The 25,745-nt window shown below is 70.5% G+C and carries 24 protein-coding genes and 1 tRNA gene; 14 read left to right on the top strand and 11 right to left on the bottom strand.

All coding sequences use genetic code 11. The features are described from left to right. Nucleotides 1-5: 5 nt before the first annotated feature. Complete coding sequence (locus CFREN_RS00940; protein ID WP_070520060.1) at nucleotides 6-806, bottom strand: Fic family protein; 801 nt, start codon at nucleotides 804-806, stop codon at nucleotides 6-8. Nucleotides 807-1,059: 253 nt separating this feature from the next. On the opposite strand from CFREN_RS00940, the gene CFREN_RS00935 reads away from it, so the two are divergent. Together CFREN_RS00935 and CFREN_RS00930 are read left to right on the top strand one after the other, a co-directional pair. Beyond that, the gene (locus CFREN_RS00935) at nucleotides 1,060-1,581 is read left to right on the top strand and encodes a phage holin family protein (protein ID WP_209654323.1); all 522 of its coding nucleotides are present in this window, start codon (nucleotides 1,060-1,062) and stop codon (nucleotides 1,579-1,581) included. A gap of 76 nt (nucleotides 1,582-1,657) precedes the next feature. Then, nucleotides 1,658-2,614, top strand: coding sequence for an alpha/beta fold hydrolase (locus tag CFREN_RS00930; RefSeq protein ID WP_224371092.1), 957 nt, complete (start codon nucleotides 1,658-1,660; stop codon nucleotides 2,612-2,614). A gap of 100 nt (nucleotides 2,615-2,714) precedes the next feature. Here CFREN_RS00930 and CFREN_RS00925 read toward each other — a convergent pair whose 3' ends face one another. From CFREN_RS00925 to nth, 4 genes are read right to left on the bottom strand one after another with little or no spacing between them, the layout of a single operon-like run. Next, nucleotides 2,715-3,920 (bottom strand): MarP family serine protease, encoded by a 1,206-nt coding sequence (locus CFREN_RS00925; protein ID WP_083291255.1) that lies wholly within the window; start codon nucleotides 3,918-3,920, stop codon nucleotides 2,715-2,717. Next, nucleotides 3,917-4,693 (bottom strand): NUDIX hydrolase, encoded by a 777-nt coding sequence (locus CFREN_RS00920; protein ID WP_209654325.1) that lies wholly within the window; start codon nucleotides 4,691-4,693, stop codon nucleotides 3,917-3,919. Before CFREN_RS00920 ends, CFREN_RS00925 begins: the two co-directional genes overlap by 4 nt. Further along, nucleotides 4,690-5,463: a TlpA family protein disulfide reductase gene (locus tag CFREN_RS00915; protein WP_209654327.1), complete on the bottom strand. Its 774-nt coding sequence runs from the start codon at nucleotides 5,461-5,463 to the stop codon at nucleotides 4,690-4,692. Before CFREN_RS00915 ends, CFREN_RS00920 begins: the two co-directional genes overlap by 4 nt. Next, nucleotides 5,460-6,323, bottom strand: a complete 864-nt coding sequence (nth, locus tag CFREN_RS00910; protein WP_209654836.1) for an endonuclease III — start codon at nucleotides 6,321-6,323, stop codon at nucleotides 5,460-5,462. The genes CFREN_RS00915 and nth overlap by 4 nt, the downstream gene beginning before the upstream one ends. 294 nt (nucleotides 6,324-6,617) lie before the next feature. On the opposite strand from nth, the gene glxR reads away from it, so the two are divergent. Next, nucleotides 6,618-7,301, top strand: a complete 684-nt coding sequence (glxR, locus tag CFREN_RS00905; protein ID WP_035122708.1) for a CRP-like cAMP-activated global transcriptional regulator GlxR — start codon at nucleotides 6,618-6,620, stop codon at nucleotides 7,299-7,301. A gap of 232 nt (nucleotides 7,302-7,533) precedes the next feature. On the opposite strand, the gene CFREN_RS00900 is transcribed toward glxR, so the two are convergent. The 3 genes from CFREN_RS00900 to sp36 all read right to left on the bottom strand — a co-directional run bounded on the left by CFREN_RS00900 (nucleotide 7,534) and on the right by sp36 (nucleotide 9,109). Then, nucleotides 7,534-8,343 carry an MBL fold metallo-hydrolase gene (locus CFREN_RS00900; protein ID WP_209654329.1) on the bottom strand — a complete coding sequence of 270 codons (810 nt, stop codon included), beginning with the start codon at nucleotides 8,341-8,343 and terminating at the stop codon, nucleotides 7,534-7,536. Nucleotides 8,344-8,447: 104 nt separating this feature from the next. Beyond that, a complete protein-coding gene (locus CFREN_RS00895; protein WP_070520145.1) occupies nucleotides 8,448-8,939 on the bottom strand; it encodes a RidA family protein in 492 nt (163 codons plus the stop codon). A gap of 2 nt (nucleotides 8,940-8,941) precedes the next feature. Further along, nucleotides 8,942-9,109, bottom strand: coding sequence for a Sp36 family protein (gene sp36, locus CFREN_RS00890; protein WP_478219277.1), 168 nt, complete (start codon nucleotides 9,107-9,109; stop codon nucleotides 8,942-8,944). A 34-nt stretch (nucleotides 9,110-9,143) separates the two neighbouring features. On the opposite strand from sp36, the gene CFREN_RS00885 reads away from it, so the two are divergent. Together CFREN_RS00885 and CFREN_RS00880 are read left to right on the top strand one after the other, a co-directional pair. Then, on the top strand, nucleotides 9,144-10,238 hold the full coding sequence (locus tag CFREN_RS00885) for an ArsA family ATPase (RefSeq protein ID WP_209654333.1): 1,095 nt from the start codon (nucleotides 9,144-9,146) through the stop codon (nucleotides 10,236-10,238). Continuing rightward, nucleotides 10,231-11,436 (top strand): ArsA family ATPase, encoded by a 1,206-nt coding sequence (locus CFREN_RS00880; RefSeq protein WP_209654335.1) that lies wholly within the window; start codon nucleotides 10,231-10,233, stop codon nucleotides 11,434-11,436. Before CFREN_RS00885 ends, CFREN_RS00880 begins: the two co-directional genes overlap by 8 nt. Before the next feature lie 580 nt (nucleotides 11,437-12,016). Here CFREN_RS00880 and CFREN_RS00875 read toward each other — a convergent pair. After that, nucleotides 12,017-12,397, bottom strand: coding sequence for a WhiB family transcriptional regulator (locus CFREN_RS00875; protein ID WP_070520149.1), 381 nt, complete (start codon nucleotides 12,395-12,397; stop codon nucleotides 12,017-12,019). A gap of 560 nt (nucleotides 12,398-12,957) precedes the next feature. Here CFREN_RS00875 and CFREN_RS00870 point away from each other — a divergent pair. Further along, nucleotides 12,958-15,294, top strand: coding sequence for a transglycosylase domain-containing protein (locus tag CFREN_RS00870; protein WP_209654838.1), 2,337 nt, complete (start codon nucleotides 12,958-12,960; stop codon nucleotides 15,292-15,294). Here the strand turns inward: CFREN_RS00870 and CFREN_RS00865 are convergent. Next, the gene (locus CFREN_RS00865; RefSeq protein ID WP_209654337.1) at nucleotides 15,291-15,752 is read right to left on the bottom strand and encodes a GatB/YqeY domain-containing protein; all 462 of its coding nucleotides are present in this window, start codon (nucleotides 15,750-15,752) and stop codon (nucleotides 15,291-15,293) included. The two genes, CFREN_RS00870 and CFREN_RS00865, sit on opposite strands and share 4 nt — an antisense overlap. A gap of 207 nt (nucleotides 15,753-15,959) precedes the next feature. Here CFREN_RS00865 and CFREN_RS00860 point away from each other — a divergent pair, with 207 nt between their 5' ends. Together CFREN_RS00860 and CFREN_RS00855 are read left to right on the top strand one after the other, a co-directional pair. After that, nucleotides 15,960-16,877, top strand: a complete 918-nt coding sequence (locus CFREN_RS00860) for a metallophosphoesterase (protein ID WP_209654339.1) — start codon at nucleotides 15,960-15,962, stop codon at nucleotides 16,875-16,877. A gap of 138 nt (nucleotides 16,878-17,015) precedes the next feature. Next, nucleotides 17,016-17,092: transfer RNA gene (locus CFREN_RS00855), tRNA-Pro, on the top strand. Nucleotides 17,093-17,190: 98 nt separating this feature from the next. On the opposite strand, the gene CFREN_RS00850 is transcribed toward CFREN_RS00855, so the two are convergent. After that, the gene (locus CFREN_RS00850; RefSeq protein ID WP_209654341.1) at nucleotides 17,191-19,029 is read right to left on the bottom strand and encodes a hypothetical protein; all 1,839 of its coding nucleotides are present in this window, start codon (nucleotides 19,027-19,029) and stop codon (nucleotides 17,191-17,193) included. Between the two features lie 301 nt (nucleotides 19,030-19,330). Between CFREN_RS00850 and CFREN_RS00845 the strand changes: the two genes are divergently transcribed. The 6 genes from CFREN_RS00845 to CFREN_RS00820 are packed head-to-tail and all read left to right on the top strand — an operon-like array spanning nucleotide 19,331 to nucleotide 25,664. Further along, nucleotides 19,331-22,360: a DUF4040 family protein gene (locus CFREN_RS00845; RefSeq protein ID WP_224371076.1), complete on the top strand. Its 3,030-nt coding sequence runs from the start codon at nucleotides 19,331-19,333 to the stop codon at nucleotides 22,358-22,360. Then, entirely contained in the window at nucleotides 22,357-22,800 is a 444-nt protein-coding gene (locus tag CFREN_RS00840) for a cation:proton antiporter subunit C (RefSeq protein ID WP_083291260.1), read from the top strand. The genes CFREN_RS00845 and CFREN_RS00840 overlap by 4 nt, the downstream gene beginning before the upstream one ends. An 8-nt stretch (nucleotides 22,801-22,808) precedes the next feature. After that, nucleotides 22,809-24,446, top strand: coding sequence for a monovalent cation/H+ antiporter subunit D family protein (locus tag CFREN_RS00835; RefSeq protein WP_209654841.1), 1,638 nt, complete (start codon nucleotides 22,809-22,811; stop codon nucleotides 24,444-24,446). Then, nucleotides 24,443-25,036 carry a Na+/H+ antiporter subunit E gene (locus CFREN_RS00830; protein WP_209654346.1) on the top strand — a complete coding sequence of 198 codons (594 nt, stop codon included), beginning with the start codon at nucleotides 24,443-24,445 and terminating at the stop codon, nucleotides 25,034-25,036. The genes CFREN_RS00835 and CFREN_RS00830 overlap by 4 nt, the downstream gene beginning before the upstream one ends. Beyond that, nucleotides 25,029-25,304, top strand: a complete 276-nt coding sequence (locus tag CFREN_RS00825; protein WP_141742964.1) for a monovalent cation/H+ antiporter complex subunit F — start codon at nucleotides 25,029-25,031, stop codon at nucleotides 25,302-25,304. Before CFREN_RS00830 ends, CFREN_RS00825 begins: the two co-directional genes overlap by 8 nt. Nucleotides 25,305-25,307: 3 nt before the next feature. Beyond that, entirely contained in the window at nucleotides 25,308-25,664 is a 357-nt protein-coding gene (locus tag CFREN_RS00820) for a monovalent cation/H(+) antiporter subunit G (RefSeq protein WP_070520083.1), read from the top strand. The last annotated feature ends 81 nt before the right edge of the window (nucleotides 25,665-25,745 follow it).

The following is a 25,745-nucleotide window of genomic DNA, read 5'->3' as shown; positions in this document are numbered from 1 at the left end:
TCGGTTTAGACGGCGTCGGCGATGCCGCGGGCTTCGGCGGCTCCGGCCTCCAGACCGGCCAGGTGCAGCAGGATCCACCGGCGCACGCCTTCCGGGGTGCCCGAGGCGAAGGCGTCGGCGGCCTCGCGGTACTCGTCGCGATGGCGGGTCCAGTGGACTTCCGGAACACCCAGGCCGCGGGGGTCGGAGCCGCCGGCGATCGTCGTCAAGCGCGATGCCGCGCGCGCCACGATCCCGTTGTTGGCGGCGAAGGGGCGCATGGTCAGGATTTCGCCGTGGACCACGGCGGACAGCACCGGGTCCGGCACCGACGTCCCGCCGGAGACCAGGTCGCCGAGCAGGTGCAGACGCTGCTCCTTCATCGCCGCCGACAACTTGTCGTCGCCGACGGGGCGGCCGGCCTCGGACGAGCGGGCGTCGGTGGGGGCGTCGGACAACTCCGGGCCGGTCGGCGACGCGATGAGCGCAAACCGCGCCAACACCTGGATCGGGGCGCGCCGCCACACGCGGACGGTCTCCTCGATCGCCTCGGGGGCGATGGGATCGGCGGCGCGCAGGGCGGCGGCCAGGATCGGATCGGTGACGTCCCCCTCCGCCGGCAGGGCGGGCTCGCCGCCTTCCAGCCACGCCGAGGCACGGGCCCCGCGCAGCACCGACTCCGCGCCGGTGACCGTCCATTTGCGCAGGTTCGCCCGGTGGCGATGGACGCCCGACACCGCCTCGGCGGCGCGGCGGGAAGCCTCGGCGACCCCCTCCAATTCCATGAGGGGGGCGAGCGGGTCGGGGCGGGTGGTTCCGTCGGTCATGCCCACAACAGTAGGGGCGGGGCCCGGCGGGGTCGTCGAAAGGCCCGGATTCGAACCTCGACTTCGGGGTGAATCACGGTGAAATCGCCGACCGGCCGCGCGAGCCCAGCGGGAATGGGTAGTATTGCCGGGAGAGTTGCGCCGCTGTCAATGGCGGGACGGGTTTTCCGGCACATGCCCGAAGGGTGCGCCGCCGGGATTCCAACAGCTTCGACCCACCGAGTACCGCATCGATTTACGCAGGAGGACGCACGTGAGCAGCGACAACAACAAGGGCCTTTTCACGGACGGCAGCACGGGCGTGCCGCCGCGCGTGACGGCCGTGCCGCTGAGCGACGTGGACACCCACGCCCCGGGCGAGGCCAGCATCGGCACGCTGGTGCAGTCGGCGTCGGCGCAGGTGTCGTCGCTGGTTCGCGCCGAGGTCGAGCTGGCCAAGGCCGAGCTCGCCGGTGAGGCGAAGAAGGCCGGCGTCGGCGCCGGTTTCTTCGCGGTGGCGGGCGTCGTGGCCCTGTACTCCTCGTTCTTCCTGTTCTTCTTCCTGGCCGAGCTCATCGCCGAGTGGCTGCCGCGCTGGTCGGCGTTCCTCATCGTCTTCATCCTGATGCTGGTCATCGCCGGCGTCGCGGCCTTCCTGGGCCTGCAGAAGGTGAAGAAGGTCGGCAAGCCGGAGAAGACCATCGAGTCGGTGCAGGACCTCAAGTCGGTCATCCCGTCCTCGGGCCAGTCCCGCACCGCCCCGTCGCACTCGGCGTCCGGCGGCCTGTACACCTAAATTCACGCCACACCGACCGCGGCGGACGCTCGACGCGCCGACCGCGGTCTTCGGCTTCGACGGGAGGAACGGCTCGGTGAGCGGCGAATTTCCCGGCGGCGCCGGCGCCCCCGCCCCGCATCGCGAAGATGTGTTGCTGGACGGACCGTGGACCCACCGCATGGTCCACGTCCGCGGCCAGCGACTGCATGTCGCGGAGTGCGGGGCTTCGTCGTCGCCGCTGGTTCTTTTCATCCATTCCGCCACGGGCGGGTGGTTCGATTGGCGACGGGTGCTGCCGTTGCTGTCGGGGCAGCCGGTGCATGCGGTGGCGGTGTCCCTGCGCGGGTACGGCACGTCGGATCGCACGCCGTCGGGGTACCGCCCGAACGCGGCCGCCGATGATGCGGCGGGGCTGATCCGCGCGCTGGGTCATTCGCGGGCCATCGTGGTGGGTCAGGGCTACGGGGCGTTGGTGGCGTGGACGCTGGCCGCCCGCAAGCCGTCGCTCGTCGCCGGCGTCGTCGCGTGCGGCATGCCGCATCCGGACGAGTGGCGGCGGGAGGCGCTGCGCCGCCCGTTTTCGACGCCGCTGCGCACGTCGTGGTCGTTCGGAAGATACGCGACGGTGCTGGGGCGTCTGGGCCGTCGGGGTGGCCGCGCGGCGTCGAACATCGTCGCCGACGCCATGAAGCTGTCCGGCCCCGGTTTCCGGGAGACTCCGGAAGGCGTCGAGTCGGCGCAGTTGATGGAACGGTCGTTGCGGGCGGGTGCGCTGTCCCCGGCGCTGCGGCACCTGGAATGGCTTGCCCAGCCGACGGGCGCGTCGTGGCGCCGCTGGATGCGGATCCTGTCGCAGGCGACGATGCCGCCGACGTGGATCGTCGTCGGCGCGGATGATCCGCTGGTCTCCGAACGCGCACTGTCCGGTTCACGGTCGGTCGACGTGATCTCCCTGCCCGGCGTGGGGCACTTCCCCGCGCTGGAGGCCCCCGACGCCGTCGCCGACGTCATCGCCGACGCCGTGCGCCGGGAGCATCCGGAACCGGTCTGACCCGGCGCCACCGCGCGACGGGTATCTCGCGACGTCCATCGCGCACCGGCCACTATGCGACCTCCACGCGACCACTGCCGCACGGTCGCCAGCGCGTCGATTACTGCGCGACGCACTCCCGGGTGTCGACGGCTTCCATGAGGTCGCGGGCGGCGTCGATGTGCGCCTTCGTTTCGGCGGCGGTGAGGGCGTATCCCGTCTGGTCGTCGTTGACGCCGGCGCCGAACACCACGCCCAGGACCTCACCCTGCGGGGTGATCAACGGGCCGCCCGAGTTGCCGTGGCGGACGTCGGATCGCAGGATGTACGCCTCGCGGTCATGGCGGCTGGCCGAGTAGATGTCGGGGCCGCGGATGACGAGCTTTTCCTCGACGCGCGCCGCCGTCGCGGTGAACGGACCGGACTCGGGGAAACCGAGGACCACTGCCCCATCGCCCGGCTCGGCATCGGCGCCCGCCCACGGCAGCGGTGCGAGCGGCAGGTCCCAGGACCGCAGGATGGCGATGTCGTCGAGCGGGTCGAAATGGACGACCTGCGCGTCGGCCATGCCGGCGACGGTTTCCAGGCGGACGGTGTCCACGCCGGCGACGACGTGAGCGTTGGTGACCACCAGGTCCGGCGCCACCACGAAGCCCGTGCCCTGCAGCAGGCGGCGGCACTGCGGCGCCTCGCCGAGCACGCGGACCACGGACGGGCGGACCTCGTCGACGACGGCCTGCTCGACGACGGCGGGGTCGGCGGGAGTGTCGTCGTGGGCGGGACGCGGTTCGAAGGGGGCGATGGCCGCGGGGACGCCGGAGTCGTCGATGCGCCGGACGATCGACGACGGCAGCCCCGCCCACGAATCCGGCGCGACGTCGTCGACGGTGGCCAGCACCGAGGACCCGCGAATGGCGTCGCCGAATTGTCCCGGCAAAACCGTGGCCAGCGGCAACGCCACCATCCAGGTGACCACGAGCGTCGCCACCGCCTGCACCACCGCGCCGAAACCGGAGTCCAGGCCCACGGCCATCGGCGAGCGCATGCGGTTGCGCAGCGATTGTCCGGCCACCGCGCCGACGGTGTGGCCGACGACGATGAGGCCGATGAGGGTGGCCACGCCGATGATCACGCGGGCGGCACGGCCCTCCACCAGGTCCATGGCGGCCGGGGCGAGTTCCAGGCCGACGATGCCGCCGGCGACGACGCCGATGATGGACAGCCCCGACGCCAGCGCGCCCTGCCGCCACCCCAGCGCCATGGCGCCGAGCACCACGAACAGGAGCAGCAGATCGAGCGTGAGTCCACCGTCGATCGCCGCCATCATCGTTTCGTCCCGTCCATTCCGAATGTCTCCCGGTTCGCCGACTCCGCGAGGGTGTCGCGCAGATCGAGCACCGTGCCATCATCCCACGGCACGGACCAGCCGGCGGCGTCGAGCATATGGTCGAGGACGCCGCCGGTGAATCCCCAGACGACGAAGTCGCCGACGCGAAACGCCGGGCCGGACCAGTTTTCCCAGCCGACGCGGATGCGGTTGGCGGGGTCGACGAGGTCGGAGATGCGCACGGGCAGCACGGCGTCGGTTTCGTTGGGGTCGATCGCGCGCAGGTCGTGGGGGGCGTGCCAGTAGGCGAGTACGGGGTGGACGGCGAAGCCGGTGCGACTGATGTCGATGGGGTCGAGGACCTTCAGCGGGGTGACGGTGTCGGGGCGCAGCCCGGTTTCCTCTTCGGCTTCGCGCAGGGCGGTGTGCACGGCGTCGCGGTCGCCGGGGTCGCGGCGCCCGCCGGGGAAGGACATCTGCCCGGCGTGACGTCGCAGCGTCGGCGAGCGGTGGGTGAGCACCACGAGGGCGTCTTCGGGCCGATCTTCCGCCACGGCGTCGCCGCCGAGCAGCACCAGGACGGCGGATTCGTCGGGGTTCTTCAGTGGCTTGTCGACGGTCGACGCCGCACGGCGCAGCGCCGTCAGTCCCGGGTCTTCGGCGTCACCGAGGACCGGCGCGAGCCACGGCGGGGTGACCTCGATGGCGTGGTGGACGGGTTCGATGCCGGGGACCTTCGCCGGGTCCGCGCCGGGTGCGCCGCCGCCCGTCATGCCAGCGCTCCTCGGACGGCCGCGTCGAATTCGTCGACCGAGTCGAACGCCTGCGGCAACACCGCAGCGACCGTGCCGTCGGCGCGCAACACCACCGTGATGGGCACGACGCGCGGAAGTTCGAGGGCCGGGCCGACGGCGTCGAAGCCGTCCTGGTAGGACACGAAGGTCTCCAGGCCCAGGTCTTCGAGCAGCGCCGCTCCGCGGGCCTCGCTGGTGGCCGCCTGCACGCCCACGACGCGCACGTCCGGGTTGGCCGCCGCCCACTCCTCGAGCACCGGCAGTTCCTCGCGGCACGGGGCGCAGTTCCACGACCACACGTTGACCACGGCCGGAGTGCCCGCCAGCGCGGCGGCGACGTCGATCTCGCCCTGATGCTCCGCTCCCAGGCACGGCAGGGTGACCCCGGCCAGCGGGCCCGACCCCGTAGCCCCCGGCGCGGGCTCGGGGCAGTCGGGGCGCGGGGCGACGGGCTCTTCGACGAGCTCCTCTTCCCCGGCGGCACCGGTGACGGCCCCGTCGTCGCCGCCCATCGTCTGCGACACGGCGAACCACAGCACGGCGACGGTGCCGACCACCGCGAGGATCACCGCGATCATCGTCGACGTCCGCACCGACCCGCGCGGCACCGACACCGGGCCCGTCGCCTCGACGGCCGCGCCCGGTTCACCCGCGCGCACCGTGCCATCGCGATGCACGTCACCGCGGTGCACCTCATCGGAGCGCACATCGTCGCGGGCCCCGTCGCCCCGGTTCATGTCGTCGTTCACGCCGTCACGTCCTCACGTCGATCGTCGTCAAGCTCCCGTGCCGCCCCGGGATCCTCCCCCAACCCGGCCATGGCCAACAAATGCTCGCGGTCCGGGGACGTGATCAGCTTCTCCGCCGACTCCGGCTCCGCGGGCCCGGCCAGGCCATACGACGGGCAATCCGCCGCCAGGAAACACGCCCCGCACGCCGCACGCCGGGAATGGCACACCCGACGGCCATGGAAGATGATGCGGTGCGAAAACCACGTCCACTCGCGACGCTCGATGACCTCCATCATCTCGCGCTCCACCCGCACCGGATCCTCCTGATCCGTGAAGCCGAGCCGGCGGACCAGACGCCCGAAATGCGTGTCCACCGTCAACCCCGGCACGCCGAACGCGTTGCCCAGCACCACATTCGCCGTCTTGCGGCCCACGCCCGGCAGCGCCGTCAGCTCCTCCAGCGTCCCCGGCACCTCGCCGCCGTGGCGCTCGACCACGCCCTGCGCGAAACCGATGATGTTCGCCGCCTTCGCCCGGTAAAACCCCGTCGACCGGATGATGTCCTCCACCACCGCCACGTCCGCGCCCGCCAACGCCTCCGCATCGGGAAACGCCTCGAACAGCGTCGGCGTCACCATGTTCACCCGCACATCGGTGCACTGCGCCGACAAGATCGTCGCCACCGTCAGCTCATACGGGTCGCGGAAGTCGAGCTCGCAATGCGCATCCGGGTACGCCACCGCCAACGTGCGGTTCACGCGCCGCGCCCGACGCACCATCCCCCGCCGCGTCTCCTGCCCCTTCGCCGCCGGATGCGCCCCCGGCTTGCGGCGTCGCGTGCTCGTCAGCGACCCCTGCGGTCGGGTCGGGGGCGGCATCGGCGCTGATTTCGGGGTCATGGCCACATCCTAACCACCGCCCCGACCACGCCCCCGGTAACGCCGTTACCGGGGGGTTCCACGCCATTTGCGCCATTTCGGCCGCCGTCGTCAAGCAAAAATCCCCCGATTCCATCGCGGACCGGCTCCCACGAAAGAGGATATTCATCTAGAGTGGGATTGGTCACACACAGTGCCGTCAGTTGCCGCACAACGGCGGCCCGCCGAAACGCGGCACACCAGCCCCACCACGACGCCGCGATGTGCCATGCGACAGGACAGGAGAACAAAACCGTGGACGATGTACAGGAGATCCTCTCTCGCGCCGGAGTCTTCCAGGGAGTCGACCCGGAGGCCGTCCAGAACCTTCTGACCGAGCTCGAGACCGTCCGCTTCCCGCGCGGCACCACCATCTTCAACGAAGGCGAGCCCGGCGACCGCCTGTACATCATCATCGACGGCAAGGTGAAGCTCGCCCGCCACTCCTCCGACGGCCGCGAAAATCTCCTGACCATCATGGGCCCCTCCGACATGTTCGGCGAACTGTCCATCTTCGACCCGGGCCCGCGCACGTCCTCGGCCGTCTGCGTCACCGAGGTCACCGCCGCGTCGATGAACTCCGACCTGCTGCACCAGTGGATCGACGACCACCCGGGCATTTCCGCCCAGCTGCTGCGCATGCTGGCCCGCCGCCTGCGCCGCACCAACAACTCGCTGGCCGACCTCATCTTCACCGACGTGCCCGGCCGCGTGGCCAAGGCGCTGCTGCAGCTGGCCAACCGTTTCGGCACGCAGGAGGGCCCGAACCTCCGCGTCACCCACGACCTCACGCAGGAGGAGATCGCCCAGCTCGTCGGCGCATCCCGCGAGACCGTGAACAAGGCCCTCGCCGAGTTCGCCCACCGCGGGTGGATCCGCCTGGAGGGCAAGTCCGTGGTCATCTGCGACACGGAGCGCCTGGCCCGCCGCGCCCGCTAGGGCCGCGACCGGCCTTTCCGCCCTCGCGCCGGCCGGTCTGGCGCGTTTCGGCTTTCCGGGCTCCTTTCGTCGCCCGTTTCCTTGCTTGACGACGAAAGCGCCGCCCCTCGAGGTGAAAGGGGCGGCGCTGTCGTCGTCGTGAAGCGACGCCGTGCCGGGCCACGCGGCCCGGACGGAACGGCGGTGCGCGGCGACGCAGCCGCTCACGGCGACGCCGCGGCGCGCGGAAACGCTACCGGGTTTCCAGGTACCGCAGGGTCACGCGGGTCGACTGCTCGGCTGCGTGGCGCAACACCGGGTCGACGTCGGTGTAGATCTCGTCGACGATCGCACCCACCGACGCGTCCTCGCCGAGCTTCTCGATCGCCGCCTTGACCTGGGCCAGGCGCTGCTCGCGGCGCTCGATGTACTTCTTCGTCATAACCGTGATGTCCGGCAGATCCTCGCCGTGGCCGGGCAGCAGGCGCACGCCCTCGCCGCGGTCCTGGAGCAGATGCAGCGTCTTGAGGTACTCGCCGAGATCACCGTCGGTCTCGGAGATCATGGTGGTGTGGCGGCCGGCGATGGTGTCGCCGGTCATGATGCCCTCGACGTCATCGTCGCCGTCGCCGGTGTGGACGAAGAAGCAGACTGAGTCGGCGGTGTGGCCGGGGGTGGCGACGACCTCGACCTGCGGGGTGACGCCGTCGATGACGATGCGCTCGCCGTCGGCAAGCGGCTCCACACCGTCGGAGCAGTAGCGCTCGTCGAACGCCCGAACGGGGGCACCGGTGAGCTGACGGAAGCGATGCGCGCCGTCGGCGTGGTCGCCGTGGCGGTGAGTCAGCAGGATCAGGGCGACATCGCCGGCGTAGCGGTGCAGGACGTTGAGATGCCCCTCGTCCTCCGGCCCGGGGTCGACGACGATGCTGCGATCGTCGCCTTCGGCCTTGATGACGTAGGCGTTCGTGCCTTCCAGCGAGCTGTAGCTGGGGTTCGGGCACAGGACGACTCCGACCGACTCGGAGATGGGACGCAGTTGGCTGTACGCAGGATGCTCCATGCCCACCATCCTACGTGGCCCGGCCGGGGGTTTCGCCGCCGACCGTGTCGGGCGGTGGACTTTCGCCGCGCGGACCCCGGCGCGGGCACGTGGGTCGCGCGGCCCTAGGAGCGGACCTGGACGATGATTTCGACCTCGACGGGGGTGTCGAGGGGCAGCTCGTTGACGCCGACGGCGGAGCGGGCGTGCTTGCCGGCGTCGCCGAAAATCTCGCCGAACAGTTCGGAGGCGCCGTTGATCACGCCGGGCTGGCCGTTGAAGCCGGCGGCGGAGGCGACGAAACCGGTCACCTTGATGATGCGCTCGACGTTGTCGATGCCGACGAGATCGTCGACGGCGGCCAGGGCGTTGAGGGCGGCGACGCGGGCGGCGGCCTTGGCGTCCTCGGCGGAGACGGACCCCTCGCTGTCGGACCTGCCGGCGGCGGAGACGTCCCTGACCTTGCCGGTGGCGGTGAGTTCGCCGTCGACGAAGGGCAGCTGGCCGGAGGTGTAGACGAGGTCGCCGACGCGCACGGCGGGCACGTAGGCGGCGACGGGTGCGGCTACCGCGGGCAGTTCGATGCCCAGTTCGCGGAGGCGGTCGGTGACGGCCACGGTCACTCCCCCTTCGCGCGCTTCAGGTAGGCGACGTGCTGCTCGCCGGTGGGGCCGGGCAGGACGGTGACCAGCTCCCAACCGTCCTCGCCCCAGGTGTCGAGGATCTGCTTCGTGGCGTGGGTGAGAAGCGGAACGGTGGCGTATTCCCAAGTTGTGCTCATGCTCACACAGTAGCCGCCCGCGGCGTCTATCGTTGGTGGGGTGAGTGTCGACGGCGCCCGGGCGCGCTCGGGATCGGTTTCGGGAGACGGCTTTACGACGTCCCCGTCGTCGGCGCGTCCGTCCACGTCGTCGGGGCCTTCGTCTCCGCCGGAACCGGGGGCGGCGGCCGTGCACGTGATCACCGGCAAGGGCGGCACGGGCAAGTCGACGATCGCGGGGGCGTTGTCCCTGCGGTTGGCCGCCGATGGCGGGCGGGTGCTGCTCGTGGAGACGGAGGGGCGGCCGGCGGTCGCCGCGACGCTGGGGCTCGCGACGTTTCCGCGGTCTCCGGAGAAGGTCGCCTCGGCGTCGGGCGGCGGCGAGGTCCACGCCTGTTCCCTCGACGCCGAAGCCGTGCTCGAGGATTACCTGTCGTCCAACGTGGGGTCGTCGCTGGCGATCGCGGCGGCCCGGAAATTCGGCGTGACCGAATTCGCCACGGCCATTGCCCCGGGCCTGCGGGACGTGCTGCTGTCGGGGTTCATCGTCGCCGAAGCCCGGCGCGGCGGCTGGTCGGCCGTCGTCGTCGATGCCCCGCCGACGGGTCGGGTGGCGCGGTTCCTCGACGTCACGCGCGCACTCGGCGACATCGCCACCTCCGGGCCGATCCACCGCCAGGCCGCCGACACCGCCGCATTCCTGCGGTCGGGTTCGACGCGCGTGCACATGGTGACGCTCGCCGAACCGCTGCCCGTGCGCGAATCCCTCGAAGCCCTCGACGAACTGGCCGAAGTCAACCTGCCGCTGGGATCGGTGGTGGTCAACCGACTCCTCGACGACGATCTCTGCGACGCGGCACTCTCCCTCCGCCATGACGACGTCACCGCCATCGCCCGCACCCTGGCCCCCGCCGACGACGCGGGCGACGGACCGTCGTCAAGCAACGAAACCCTGACCACCGCCCTGCTTGCCGAACTCGACGACGTCGCCGCCCGCGCCCGCATCCAACGACGCTCCCTCACCGAACTCGCCGACGACTGGCCCCACCCCATCACCCGCATCCCCGCCCAGCCCGGCGGCGTCCGCATCGAAGGCCTCTACGACATCGCCGACCTGCTCACCGGCCTCGACCACCGCGAGGTGCCCAATGCCTGACACCACCAACAACGCGCACGACAACACCGCACGCGGCGCCGACGAGGCGATGGGCCGAGGCCGGGACCAGGACCGGGATCGGGACCGGCATGCCCGCGCGGGCAACGGCGACCCGCGGGTCATCGTCATGGTCGGCTCCGGCGGCGTCGGCAAAACCACCTCCGCCGCCGCACTCGCCCTCGGACTCGCCGACACCGGCCTGCGCACCGTCGTCCTGACCATCGACCCCGCCAAACGACTCGCCCAAGCCCTCGGCCTCGACGAACTCGGCGACACCCCGCAACCCGTCGCAGGGCACGACCACCTCCACGCCCTGATGCTCGACCAAAACGCCCGCTTCGGCGCACTCCTCGCCGAAGCCGGCGCACCCGAACTCGCCGACAACCGCGTCACCGCCACCGTCGCCCGCAGCTTCGGCGGCCTGCAGGAATACCTGGCCATGGACCTGCTCGCCAAGCTGCACGACTCCGGCGAATGGGACGCCATCGTCGTCGACACCCCGCCCGCCCTGTCCGCGCTCGACTTCCTCGACTCCGCCGACCGCGTGCGACGCCTCGTCCGCCACCCCCTGATGCGGCTGCTGACGTCCTCGTCCAGCCTCGTCGGCACCGGCGTGATGCTGCTCGGCCAAATCGTCGGCAGCGAAACCCTCGCGCAGGCCGCCGCATTCGCCCGCGGACTGCGGCCCGTCGCCGACTCCATGCTCGTGCGATCGCGGGCCATGCGCGACCGCCTGGGCGACGCCGGCGAATTCCTCCTGGTCACCGCGCCGACCGCCGAGGCGCTGCGAGAGGCGCGGTCGTTCGCCGACTCCCTCGGCGGGCAAGGGCTGCCGGTGACCGGCGTCGTCGTCAACCGCACCCACCAGGTGCCCGAGGCCCTGCGCGGCCGCGAGCTGAACTGGGGCGATGCCGCGGGTGGCGTGGTTGAGGCGGGGGCGGGTGCCGGAGCCGGGACGGAGGCGGGGCCGGGCGGTGCGGCAGAAGCGGAAGCACCCACACCCGGCGCCATGGCCGCGATGCGCCGCATCCACGAGTCCCGCGTCGAGCTCGCCGCCGCCGAGGAGAAGCAGATCAATCGCTTCGTCCGGCGGTTCCCCGATGCTCCCCTCACGCATGTGCCGTCGATGAGCGGCGGCGTGACCAGCATCGATGACCTGCGCACGCTGGCGAAGCGGATTCTCCCCGCACTGGACTGATCGCGCGCCCCGAACCGGCCGCCGGTTCCCGCCCCCGCGCCAGGCACCCGCCGCCAGGCCCCCGCGCCAGGCACCCACGCCCACTCGCCGTCTCCCTTTCCGTCCGCCGCCAGGCCCCCGCTCGTCCCCCTCCCCCTTCCATCCGCCGCCAGGCCCCCGCTCGTCCCCCTCCCCCTTCCATCCGCCGCCAGGCCCCCGCTCCTTGCCCCATGTACCCGCCGCCACAGGCCCCTGCAGCCCCATGCGCCCCACCCGCAACCGATAGAACTTGATCTGCAATTAGTCGGCGGATTTGTTGCATTTTCGGCGCGAACTTTCAGGATTTGAGCGATGAAATGCAACAAATCAGCCTACTAAGTGCGGATCAAAGCTGAGGTTGAGACTTTTAGGCGGCTCCGAGTGGCCGAGCACGCGCCCCAGCAGCGGCCAGGGGGCTCGGCGTCAAAAAGCGGCTCCCGACGCCCGGACACGGCGAAACCCCGGCGGATCACACTGATCCACCGGGGTTCCCAGGTCCCACTACACGCGGCGGGCCCATCCGCCACACTCCGCCGGGACGGCCCACCGTCGCCAGGTCCCGCTACGCGCGGCGGGCCTTCTGCGCGACGCGCTGCGCGGCGATCTGGGCGGCGTAGTAGTCGGCCCAGCTGGTCACCTCGGGGTGCTCGCGGAGCATGGCGCGGCGCTGGCGCTCGGTCAGCCCGCCCCACACGCCGAATTCGACGCGGTTGTCGAGGGCGTCGGCGCGGCACTGCAGCACGACGGGGCAGTGGCGGCAGATGACGGCGGCCTGCCGCTGGGCGGCGCCGCGGACGAAGAGTTCGTCGGGGTCGATGTCGCGGCACTTGGCGCGGGTGACCCATTCTTGGCGGTCGCGGAAGCTGTCGGCGGCGGCTTCGCGTTCTTCCACGAGGTCGGCCACGCGGGCGGTTCGGTTCCGGTCTGAGATTGTGGCGGTCATCATGGCCTCCTTCGGTGTTTCGCGGTCCCCGTCCGCGTTGGGCGGTGGGGTGGTCGTCGGCCCGCGTGTGGGGCCGGTGCGGTGTCGCCTGGCGCGCGGTGGGGTGTGCCGGGCGTGTCCGTTACCAGCTTGGGAGGGTTCCCGATGCTGATTCCGTGCTGATTTGTTGTTGTAAGTCTATTCACACAATTTGAGCAATGTCACCTAGGTCACATCCCGGGGGTGGTGGTGACCCATAGCACCAGGTAGGACGTTTTCCGGCTCGCGGATTGCGGGGGTGGCCCCCGGCACCCCCGCGATGTAACGGAGGGAGGAAAAATGATGGTCCGGGCGCGGTGTTTCCTCATTTTCAGGGGGTTCGGGGGCTTTGGGCTTGGGGGGCTTTACGACGCTCATCTGGTTCCCGCCTCCCCCGGAGGTTGCCGACGCTGGCGGCTGTGGTGGTGTCGGTGCAGCGCCCGGGAAGTTCGGAGATTCGGGGATTCCCCTTTGAAAACCCCGGCAGTAGGGTTGACCGCGTGAATGTCGGTCGGAATCTGCTGAAGCTCGCGGTGGCGGTGATGCTCGCGGGGCTCATCGTCGCCGCGGCGATCTTCCCCGTCGCCGGCGGCGGCGGGTACCTGATGGCGCGCACCGCCGATGATTTGGCGATGTCGTCCCGCTCGGTCATCGGCGGCGAGGCCCCGGAGATCACCACCATCACCGACGTCAACGGCGAACCGATGGCGTGGCTGTACGATCAGCGCCGCACCTCGGTGGAGTCGTGGCAGATTTCGCGGGAGATGAAGGACGCGATCGTCTCCATCGAGGATCGCCGTTTCTGGGATCATTCCGGCGTCGATTGGCAGGGCACGTTCCGTGCGGCGTTGGCCAATTTCACGTCCGGGTCGGTGCAGCAGGGTGCGTCGACGATCGAGCAGCAGCTGATCAAGAACTACACGCTCCTGGTGGAGGCGGAGACCGAGGCCGAACGCCGCGCCGCCACCGCCACCGACTATGGCCGCAAGTTGCGGGAGATCCGCATCGCCCAGGACCTCGAGGACGGGATGTCCAAGGAAGAGGTGCTGACGGGCTACCTCAACATCGTCCCGTTCGGCAACGGCGCCTTCGGCATCGAGAATGCGGCGCAGACGTATTTCGGCATTCCGGCGAAGGACCTGAACATTCCGCAGTCGGCGCTGCTCGCGGGGCTGGTGCAGCAGACGTCGGGGTTGAATCCGTACACGAATCCGGATGGGGCGATGGCCCGCCGCAATGACGTGCTGCGTGCGATGGTGTCCACCGGGTCGATCACGCAGGCGCAGGCCGACGACGCCATCGCCACCGACCTGGGCGTGCTGCCCGAGCCGAATCGTCTGCCGCAGGGCTGCATCGCCGCCGGGGACCGGGGCTTTTTCTGCGACTACGTCCTCGGCTACCTCGCCGATCGCGGCCTGGACCGCACGAAGCTCGCCCGGGGCGGCTACACCATCCACACCACGTTGGATCCGGTGGTGCAGGACAACACGCAGCGGGCGTTGCGCGAGCAGGCGTCTCCGACGGCGGGCGGCGTGGCCGAGGTGATGAGCGTCGTCGAGCCGGGCACGGATTCGCGCCGCGTGCTGTCGATGGCGTCGTCGCGGGTGTACGGGCTCGACGCCGAAGCGATGCAGACGGTTCAGCCGCAGCCGTTTACGTCGGTGGGCAATGGCGCGGGGTCGATTTTCAAGATCTTCGCGGCCGCCGCGGCGGTGGAGAAGGGCATGGGCATCGACACGTCGCTGCCGGTGCCGCGCCGCTACGAGGCGTCGGGGTTGGGCGACGGCGGCGCGGCCGGCTGTCCGCCCGGCTTGTACTGCGTGGAGAACACGGGCACGTTCCCGGGGTCGATGACTCTGCGGGAGGCGTTGGCGAAGTCGCCGAACACCCCGTTCGTGGCGATGAGCGAGCAGGTCGGCGTCGATGGCGTCATGGATATGGCGGTGCGCCTGGGCATGCGGTCGTACACGGTGCCGGGCAGTTTCGACGGCGAGTCGTCGGTGGCGGAGTACGTGTCCGACAACACGTTGGGTTCGTTCGTGTTGGGTCCGACGCCGGTCAATGCGCTGGAGCTGTCGAACGTCGGCGCGACGTTGGCGTCGGACGGGATGTGGTGCGAGCCGGATCCGATCGTGGAGGTCACGGATCGCGACGGCAACCCGGTGCACGTCGACCGTCCGGCGTGCGACCAGGCGGTCGATCCGGGCGTCGCCCATGCGATGGCGCAGGCGTTGTCGTCGGACACGGTCGACGGCACTGCCGAGGATGCGGCGAAGTCGGCGCGGTGGGATGGCCCGGTTGCGGCGAAGACGGGGACGACGGAGTCGAACCAGTCGGCGGCGTTCCTGGGGTTCACGACGGGTTTGGCCGCGGCGGTGTACGCGTACAACGATTCGCCGGTGGTGACGGAGTTGTGCACGTCGCCGCTGCGCCAGTGTGGTTCGGGTGATTTGTACGGTGGCCGCGAGCCGGCGCGGACGTGGTTTTCGGCGGTGTCGCCGATCATCGACGATCATGGCGGCAAGGTGCTGCCGGAAATGGCCCCGGAGTATGGGCCCGGAACCGCCAGGGCGTCGTTGCCCCAGGTGGAGGGCATGCAGGAGGCCGACGCCCGCCGGAAGTTGGAGGAGGCCGGCTACCGGGTCGAGTCGGTTTCGGTGTCGCAGACGGGTCGGCCGCGGGGCACGGTGACGGGTGTTCGGGTGCCGGGTCTGCTTCTCGACGGCGGCACCGTGACCCTGGAGGTGTCGGATGGCACGCGCCGCCCGCCGCCGCCCCGGACGACGGAGCCTCCCGCGCCGCGACCCGGCGGTGGCGTGCCGGATCTGCCGGATGCGATCACCATTCCGGGCTTCGGTCGGATTCCGCTGCCGCGCTAGGCCTGCAGGCGCGCCTTCACGGCACCGGACAGGCGCTTGCCGTCGACGCGGCCGGCCGCCTTGGCCTGCGCGGCCTTCATGACCTGCCCCATCTGCTTCATCGACGCGGGCTCGTCACCGCACGCCTCGGCGATGGCGGCGTCGACGAGGGCGGCGAGTTCGTCGTCGTCAAGCTGCTTGGGCTGGTAGCGGGCGAAAACCTCGGCCTCGGCGCGTTCATTCTCGGCGAGTTCGTCGCGGCCGTTCTCGGCGTACATTTCGGCGGACTCGCGGCGCTTCTTGATCTCCCGCTCGATGACCTTGAGCACCTCGGCGTCGGTCAGTTCGTGCTTGGCGCCGGAGACCTCCTCGGTTTGGATCGCGGCCTTGAGCATGCGCAGCGCGCCGACGGTGGCCTTGTCGCGGGCCTTCATGGCGGCGGTCATGTCGGAGATGATGGTTGCCTTCAGTTCGCTCATGCCGCGGATTTTACGCCGCCGCGGGTGCGGCATGCGCGTGCCGCGCGTTGAGGCGGTGCCGTGGTCGGGGGCGGGGACGGTAGCGTGGTGGCCGTGCCCGGATTGAAGAATTTTGCTTTGCGACGCCCCTCCCCCACCCCGTCCCGCCTTCCCGCGGTTTTCGGCGCGGGGGGCGAACGGTCGGGGGCGGGGTCCGTCGTCAAGCGCATGGCGCGGGTGGCAGGCGGCGTCGTCGGAGGTGCCGGCCTGCTCGGGGCGGCGACGTTCCTGTACGCCAATCAGGTGGAGTTGACGGCGTTTCGCGTCAAGCGGGTGCGGGTGCCCGCCCTGCCCGCCGGGCATGAGCCGCTGCGCATTCTGCACGTGTCCGATTTCCACATGACGCGGTCGCAGCGCAAGAAGCAGCGTTGGGTCGCGGGCCTGGAGGCGCTGGATCCGGATCTGGTGATCAACACCGGCGACAACCTCGGTGGCGCGGACGCCGTGCCGTCGGTGCTCGCGGCGCTGGGGCCGCTGCTGGATCGGCCGGGCGCGTTCGTGTTCGGCACCAACGACTACTTCGGCCCGAAGCCGCTGAATCCGCTGCGGTACCTGACCGGCAAGAAGCGCAAGCCGTCGACGGAGAAGCTGCCGTGGGAGGGCATGCGCGCCGCGTTCATCGAGCGTGGTTGGCGCGACGCCACGCACCGGCGGCTGGAGTTCGTTGCCGGGGGCGTGCGGCTGGCGATCACCGGCGTCGACGACCCGCACCATGATCTCGACGACTACGACTCCGTCGCCGGCGCCCCCAACGCCGACGCCGACCTGGCCATCGGCCTGTCGCACTCGCCGGAGCCGCGGGTGCTCGACCGCTTCGCCGCAGACGGCTACGACCTCGTCCTGTCCGGCCACACCCACGGCGGGCAGGTGTGTTTGCCGTTCGAGCGGGCAATCGTGACCAACTGCGGGATCGACCGGTCGCGGGCGTCGGGCCTGTCGCGGTGGACCGAGCGGACGTGGCTGCACGTGTCCAACGGGTTGGGCACGTCGCCGTATGCGCCGGTGCGGTTGTTCTGTCCGCCGTCGGCGACGCTCATCGAGGTCGTGGCGGCCGACGAGGGGCCCGGGACCGCGGCCACGGCCTGACGTGGTGTGACGTGCCCGGGAATCCCCGCCGGAGCTGACGTTTTGCCTTTTGCGACGGCGGGGGTCTAAAGTTGTCGACGTTGCAGCGCACGCCGCTGGCCCGCAGTCGCGGCCCGGAACCGTTGCGACGTTCTTTACCGGGGTATGGCGCAGCTTGGTAGCGCGCTTCGTTCGGGACGAAGAGGCCGTGGGTTCAAATCCCGCTACCCCGACCAGGTGAGATAAACCGCCGTTCTGCGAAAGCAGGCGGCGGTTTTCTCGTTTCCGGGTCCGGCCCGGCGGCGGGTTTTTCCGCCGCGGGTCGGGGTCAGGGCTATTCTTGCGTGACGACGCTTTCGTCTCCGCCGTCCGCCCCATCGTCCGGGTCGGCGGCGTCCGCGGGTTCGGCGTCCGGGGCCTCCGCATCGTCATCGACCGGGGATTCGGAAACCGCGTCGTCGGCGGCGTCGGGAGTGGGTGCCTCCGCCGTGGCCGCCGTGGACTTGGCGGCTTCGGGCTCTGTGGTTTCGGATTCGGCGGCCTTGGGCTTGGCGGCTTCGGTCTCGGCCTCCTTGGGCTTGGCCGCCTTGGTGGTGGCGGGCGCGGTCACGGTGGCGCGTCGGCGGCCGGCGCCGAACCGGTCGACGAGCGCACCGATGACCACCAGCGCCAACAGCACGCCGGCGGACGAGCCCCACATCAGGGTCGACCCGTCGTTGCCCAACGCCGTCAGCGCCGCCGTCGGATGATGCAGCGGCAGCAGGGCGGCGACCACTCCCCACGCGGTCGCCATCTCGGCGCCTCCCGTCGCAGCCGATGCGGCCGTGCGCCACACCCACCCGATGACGCCGACCTGGACGAGCATGCCGACGACGATCACGAAACGGCCCCACGACGCCCCGAACACCGCCAACACGGCACGGGCCAGCGCCGTCGCAGCCAACGCGGCCAACGCCAACACGATCACGCTCGTCGCACCGCGCAGCAGGTCCAAGCCGTCGGCCATGATGAACAGCACCAACGCGCCGATCGCCACGATGCCCGCCAACGCACCGGCGAACGCGCCGCCCGGCAACACCCGCGACCACACGCCCCGGCTCGCGGCATCGCCACCACCACGGTCATCACGGCCATCACGGTCGCCACCATCACGGCCACCGCGGCCATCTCGGCCGCTGCGCCCCGGAGTCGCGATGAGCCACAGCGCCGACGCCGCCAGCATCACCAGCGCGGACACCAGGAACGCCAGGGTCGGCGCGAGCGTCGCGTTCGCCCCGGCCTCGTCGCCCTCGCCGTCGATCAATCCCGCCGCGGCGAGCTGTTCGCCGGTCGGCACGGGCATCGCCCGGTTGGCCTCGCTGACCTTGTCCGCGACGGTCTGGGCCATCTCGTCGAGCCGAGGGGCACCGTCGTTGAGCTCCTTCAGGCCGCCGTCGATCTTCTTGGCGCCCTCGTCGAGCTCCTCGGTGGCGGTGCGCAACTCGCCTGCGCCGGCGGCCGCGCTGAAAATGCCGTCGCGGTACGGAGCGCCCGGCGTGTTGAGCTGGTACGACAACTCGTCGGCGCCCCTGCGGAAACGCTCGGCCTCCCCGGCCAATGCGTCGAAGTCGACGGCGCCGAGCTGCCGCTCGAGGGCCTCCAGGTTCTCCACGGCCGTCTGATCGCCGGCGGCGCGCGCCGACTCCTTCGCCGGGCCGATCGTCGCCTCCACCTGTCCGATGGCGACGTTGACCAGGCCGATGCCGTCGGCGATGGCCCCCGCCCCGCCGGCGATGTCGCTCGCCCCGCCGCCGAGCCGGCCCGTGGCGACCTGCAGTTCGTTGAGCCCGGAGGAAAGATCGGACGCGCCCTCGCGGATCGCACCGGTGCCCTCCACCAATTCGGTGCCGCCGTCCTTCAGTTCGCCGATGCCCTCCGTCGCCCGGCCCATCCCGGCGTCGAGGAACCCGGCCTGGGTATTGGCCTCTCCGATCGCCCGGCGCGCCTCCTGCACCTGCGCGACGTCGATGCCGGGCACCGGGCCGGGGGCATGCCCCTCCTCCGCGCCGTCGGCGATCCAGGCCGACGACAGGCCCATGCCGGATCCGGCGACGTACGCCGCGCCGACGATCAGCGGGAGCATGAGAAGCAGAGACAAAAACGCGCGGCGAACGCCGACCTTCCGGGGAGCCATGCCCCCAAGCTATCGGCCGCGCGGGCGATGTCGTGGGTGCTACGCCGAAGGGCCCGGGGGTGGTGTCGCGCACCGCGGGCTTTCCGACGCCGATGCGCGAAAAAAGCGGCGCGGGGGCACCCGATGGCCGTCGCAACGCACCGGGCGGAGATATATGACAACGCGCCTTTCTCCGCATTTCCCAAAGTCAGCGGCGCCCGACCCGGTTGATAGGGTGGAAAACGGCCAAAATACCCGATCCGAGCCGGCCGTGGGCCGCCGGATCCCATCGATTCTCTCCATACAGGAAGGCGACCCCGTCGTGACATTGCTCAGCGTCCCGGCCCTGGTCGCGGTGGCGCTGGCCCTCACCCCCTTATTCGTGAAAGTGCTCGGCAGGCATGCCGGTTGGCCGATCGTGGCGTTTTTCGTCGCCGCCATCGTGCAGCTGGTCCGCCTGGCCGGCGGCGTCCTCGACGGGGATGCGGTCACGTGGGGGATGACGTGGGCCGGTGCGCTGCTGCCGGGCGGAACCGGGGTGGACTTCGCGCTCCGCCTCGACCCGCTATCCCTCGTGTTCGCGCTGCTCGCGCTGGTCATCGGTTCGGTGGTGTTCATCTACTCCACCGCGTACCTGCCGCCGAAGGGCGGCACCATGAGCTTCTACGTCCTCATGACCGGGTTCATGCTGGCCGTGCTGCTGCTCGTCCTCGCCGACGACGTGGTGCTGCTGTTCATCGGCTGGGAACTGGTGTCCATGGCGTCCTTCCTGCTCATCGCCCGCTCCGGGTCGTCGGGCGAGGCCGGTTCGCTGCGCACCCTGCTGCTGACGTTCACGGGTGGCCTGCTGCTGCTCGCCGCGCTGGCCGTGGCGGTGTGGGCGACGGGCACCACGAACCTGACCGAGCTGCTGGCCCACGAGGTGTGGCGTCCCGGCGGCGACGCCACGGTGACCACGGTCGTCGCGGTGCTGGTGGCGTTGGGTGCGTTCACCAAGGCGGCGCAGGTGCCGTTCCAGGCGTGGCTGCCGGAGGCGATGGCGGCGGCGACGCCGGTGTCGGCGTTCCTGCACGCCGCGGCGGTGGTCAAGGCCGGCGTGTACCTGCTCATCCGCTTCGCGACGGCGTTCTCGCACGTGCAGGCGTGGCAGGTGCTGCTCATCGTCGTGGGCATGACCACGGCGGTGTCCGCGGCCATGTTCGCCATCCAGCAGACGGACCTGAAGCGCCTGGTGGCGTACTCGACGGTGTCGCAGCTGGGTTGGATCGTCGCCACGATCGGCGTGGGCACGCACTTCGCCATCGTCGCCGCGGTGGTGCACACGCTGGCGCACGCGCTGTTCAAGTCGTCTTTGTTCATGCTGGCCGGCACGGTCGACCATCAGACGGGCACGCGCGACATCCGTCGCCTGGGCCCGCTGTGGCGCCGCATGCCGTGGACCTTCGGGTCGATGGTGATCGGCGCGGCGTCGATGGCGGCGATCCCGCCGACGCTGGGCTTCCTGTCGAAGGAGGGCATGCTCGAGGCGTTCACCGATGCCCCGCTGGCCGACGCCGGCGTGGTGGTGCTGCTGGTGGCCGCCACGATCGGCGCGATCGCCACGTTCACGTATTCGGCGCGCCTGATCTTCGGCGCGTTCGTCGACGGCCCCCGCGACATGTCCGAGGTCCGCGAGGCGCCCGTCGCCCTGTGGCTGCCCGCCGCGATCCCGGGCGTCGTGTCGCTGCCGCTGGCGTTCTTCGTCGGCCCGCTGCTCGACGGCCCGCTCGATTCGGTGTCCCGCACGGTGCTCGGCGGCGGCTACGCCGAGACGCACCTGGCCCTGTGGCACGGCGTCAACGTGCCGCTGCTCATTTCTGTGGGCGTGCTCGTCGTCGGCGTGCTGCTGGTGCTGATGCGCGGCCGGATGAACGAGGCCCTGGCGGGCCGGAAGCTGTTCCCGTTCACGGGCGTGCAGGCGCTGTCGTTCGGAACGCGCGCCGCCGGCCGGGTGGGCCGTTCCTTCGCGGCGATCGGCGATTCGCATGCGCCGACGCGCCACCTGCTGCCGATGTTGTCGGTGCTCGTGGTCTACGCGGGTGCGGTTCTGCTGGCGCCGGGCCTCGGCGGCATGGAGCTGCCGGACAAGATCGACGGCATCGATTCGTGGATGGACCTGATCCCGTTGACGGTGGTCGTCATCGGCGTCGTCGCCACGATGCAGGCCCGCAATCGCCTGCAGGCGGCGGTGCTGTTGGGCGTCACCGGCACGGGCGTGACCCTGCAGGTGCTGCTGTTGGGTGCGCCGGACGTGGCCATGACGCAGTTCCTGGTGGAGGTGCTAACGGTCGTGCTGATGATGCTGGTGCTGCGCCACCAGCCCCGCGCCTTCTCGGGCACGGGCCGCAATCGCCGCATGGTCGCGGCGGTGGTGGGCGTCGGCGTGGGCCTGGCGACCTTCGGTGCGGTGTGGACCCTGACGGGTCGCCGCGACAAGCCGGAGATCGCGCAGTGGTACCTCGAGGAGGGCCCGAAGATCACGTCGGAGGACAACGTGGTCAACACGATCCTCGTCGAGTTCCGTGCCTTCGATACGTTGGGCGAGCTCGCCGTGCTGGGCATGGCGGGCATCGCGATGGCCGCGGTGGTGGCGTCGATGCCGCGGTGGCCGCATCACCCGGGTCGTCCGGGGCCGCTGCCGCAGCCGGGTCTGAATTCGCTGCCGTTGCGCAGGCTGGTGCGGTGGATGACGCCGCTGCTGCTGGTGCTGTCGGTGATCGTGCTGTACCGCGGCGGCAACGAGCCGGGCGGCGGCTTCAATGCGGCGTTGATCGGTTCGTCGGCGCTGATGCTGAAGTACCTGTCGAATCCGGATGACCGCCCGCTGATGGGCCGCAACGTGCCGTACCTGTTCAGCGGTTTCGGCGTGATCGTGGCCATCGTCATCGGTTTCGTCGGTTTCCTGGAGGGCTCGTTCCTGGCTCCGCTGCATGGCACGGTGGCCGGGCAGCATCTGACCACGGCGTTGATTTTCGACGTGGGCGTGTACCTGGCGGTGCTGGGCATCGTGGCCACGGCGCTCAATCATCTGGGCGGGCCGACTCGTCCGGGGTCGCCGAAGTCCGATGATGAGCTTGGCCCGACGGTGGTGCATCGCACGGGGCTTGCCGTTCCGCCGCAGCAGAAGCCGGATCAGGCCGTCGCCGCGGATTCCGCGTACGGGGATCCGGCGGGCGAGGGCGTCCCGGACGAGCTTTACGACGGCTCGTCGGGGCATGGTCCGGTCTCCGGGTCCGGTGCCGGCGGGGATGGTCCCGGCGGTTCCGGCGGCGGCGAGAAGAACGGTTCCGACAAGAAGGAGGTGCGGGCATGATCATCGCGCTCATCGCGGCCGTGCTCGCCGGCGGCGGCGCGTACCTGGTGCTGCAGCGCGGCATGGTGCGCATCATCATCGGGATGACGTTCATCTCGCATGCGGCGAACCTGATCATCCTGTCGACGGGCGTGGGCGCCTGGCGGCAGGAGCCCCTGATGGGCAATGCGGAGGCGGAGACGGCGGCGGATGCGCTGCCGCAGGCGTTCGTGTTGACGGCCATCGTCATCACCATGGCGGTGACGGCCTTCATGTTGGCGATGTCGGCCCTGGGCCGCGACGACGACACACGGATCCGCGAGGACCGGGAGGCCAATGCCCAGTTGTCGACAGCCGGCCGCAAGGCCCGCCGCCTGCGCCCGGCCGACGCCGGTTCGGGTGCGGGAGCGGTTCGGATGGAGCACTACCCGCCCGTATCGCCCCAGGACGGTGATCGCTGATGACCGGCATGTCCGCGGAGACGGTCTCCGCTCTGCTGCCCCTGGTGGCGATTCTTCCGCTGTTGTTCGCCGGCGTCGCGGCGGTGTTGCCGTGGGCTCCGGTGCGGATGGCGCTGTCGATCGCCACTCCGGCCGGCATGGCCGTGGTGGCGTGTGCGCTGCTGTACCGGGTGATGGACTCCGGCCCGATCGGCCACAACGTCGGCGGGTTCCCCGGCGGCGTGTCCATTCCCTTCGTCGCCGACGCGTTTTCCCTGCTCATGTTGGGCGTGGCGTCGATGGTGGTGTTCGCAGGCGCGTGGTTCGCGCAGGTCGCCGGCGAGAACAAGTCGCGTTTCTTCGCGTCGCTGACGCTGATGATGTTGGCGGGCATGGCCGGCGCGTTCCTCACCGCCGACTTGTTCAACTTCTTCGTGTTCATGGAGGTGATGCTGCTTCCGTCGTACGGCCTGATCGCGGTGACGGGCACGTGGCATCGCCTCGCGGCCGGCCGGTCGTTCGTGCTGGTCAATTTGATGACGTCGACGGTGCTGCTCATCGGCGTCGCCCTGGTGTACGGCTCGGTCGGCGCGGTGAACATCGCGCTGCTGGCCGGGTCGGCCGCGGGCGGCGGGCCGGGTGCGGTGGCGCTGGGTCTGGTCATCATCGCGCTGAGCGTGAAGGCGGGTCTGGCGCCGGTGCACACGTGGCTGCCGCGCACCTACCCGTCGACGTCGCCGGCGGTGATGGCGATTTTCTCGGCGGTGCACACCAAGGTGGCCGTGTACATGCTGTTCCGCATTTACGTGGTCATCGTGGACATGGATCCGTCGTGGCAGTGGCCGATCATCGTCCTGATGGCGGCGTCGATGCTGTTGGGCGCCTACGCGGGCCTGGCGGAGTCGACCATGCGCCGGGTGCTGGCGTACCAGATGGTCAACGGCATGCCGTTCATCCTGGTGGTGCTGGCCTTCACCGACGGCGACGCCTCCGCCGTGTTGGCCGCCGGCATCTTCTACGCGCTGCACCACATGGTCACCGTCGGTTCGCTGGTGCTGGTCTCCGGTGCGATCGAGGAAACGTACGGCACGGGCACGTTGTCGCGCCTGTCGGGGCTGGCCCGGCGGGATCAGCTGGTGGCGTGGGTGTTCGCGGCGATGGCGTTTTCCATCGTCGGCTTCCCGCCGTTTTCGGGCCTGTGGGGCAAGGTCGGCGTCGTCGTCGCGGCGGCGTCGGGCGGTGACGCCCGGTCGGCGGTGGTCATCACCGTCATCGTCCTGGCGTCGCTGGGCGCCCTGTTGGCGATGGTCCGCGTGTGGCGCGGCGTGTTCTGGGGCCGCCCGATGCAGGGCATCGACGATTCGCTGCGGGTCCGCGGGGCCCTGGCGGCGCCGTCGGTGTTCCTGGCGGCGGTCAGCGTGGCCATGTTCGTCTTCGTCGGCGTCGTCGCCGGGTGGACGGGTGCGGCCGGCGACGCGCTGGTCGACGTGCCCGCCTACGTCGAGGCCGCCCTGGGCGACCCGGCGTCGGCGATCTCCTACGGCAACCTGGACAACGTCGACATGGGCGGCGCCGCCACCAACGGCGTCGGCATGATCGACGGCGTGGGCAACGACACGGGCGTTTCGGCCGCGGCCGAGTCCGCCCGGGAAGGGGCGACCCGATGAGCATCCTGCACATTCCCGCCTACGGCGCGTGGTTGACCGGTCAGGTCGTCATCGCCGCGACGGAGGTGATCGCGGATACGTTCCGGGCCAGGCAAAAGCAGAAGCCGATCCTCATCGGCATGCCGCTGCGCATCACCACCGACACCGAAATCGTGGGTTTGTCGGCGTCGATCACCATGACGCCGGGCACCCTCGTCTGCGGCATCCGCGCCCTGGAGGGCGGTCGCCGCATGTTCATCGTCCACGCGGTGTTCGGCGCGGATTTCGAGGGCGTCTGCGATTCGCTGTACGACATGGAGGAGCGCATGTCCCCGCGGGTGCGCGATCTGCCCCGCCCGGAGGCCTTCGTCTTCGACGACTACGACCCGGAAGTGCACTCCGACCCCGACGAGGTCATCGGCACCGCCGCCGAAACCGCGCAGGGGCTGCCGAGCCTGCCCGACTCCGTCACGGTGGTCGACGACCCGATGGAGGACGACGTCATTCCGGAGCCGGCCACCGATGGCGGTGGGCCGGGCGACCGGAACGCCGGCGTCGTCAAGCATGATGACCCGGCCCCCGCCGACCGAAAGGAGAACCGCCATGACTGACTCCGTGGTGCAGGTCATCGCGGGCATCGGCGTCGCGCTGTGCTCGCTGGCGTTCGTGCTGACCGTCATCCAGGTGTTCCGCGTCAAGGGAAACGTGTCGCGTGCGGTGATGTCCGACGTCGCGTTCTTTTCGATGGTCGGCGTGTTCCTGACCACCGCCCTGCTGCGGGAAACGGCCATCACGTTCGACATCGCCATGCTGGCGGGCCTGCTGGGCATTCTGTCGACCGTCGGCCTGGCCCGCGTGATTTCGCGGGGAAGGAGGTAGGTCATGGGCATCGGAGGAGTGATCACGACGGTCCTGTTCGCCCTGACCGTCATCGGCGGGTCGCTGTACCTGCTCGGTGCGGCGGTGGCCATGTGGCGTGCGCCGGATGCGCTGTCGCGCATGAATCAGCTGTCCGCCGGCGTCATGGTCGGTGCGCCGCTGCTGGTGGTGGGCAATGCGATCCTCGAGTTCGATCAGGGGACGTTGACGGTGGGCAAGGTGCTCACCGGGTTGCTGGCGATCGTGTCGATGCTCGTCGTCGCCACCGTCGCGTCGGAGGTGCTGGCGCGTGCCGTGCTCGGTGCGCGGGACGGGTCCGCCGAGGACCATTCGGATCGGCGGCCGACGAACGCGGGGTAGCCGCGGCGGATCAGGCGTCATCGCCGCGGGCGCCGTCGTGCGCCGCGTGTGCGGCATGAATGGCGCGTTGCGTCGCGCGTG

This window comes from Corynebacterium freneyi (genome assembly GCF_030408835.1).
GTDB classification, from domain to species: domain Bacteria; phylum Actinomycetota; class Actinomycetes; order Mycobacteriales; family Mycobacteriaceae; genus Corynebacterium; species Corynebacterium freneyi.
This window is presented reverse-complemented; position numbering and strand designations above follow the sequence as displayed.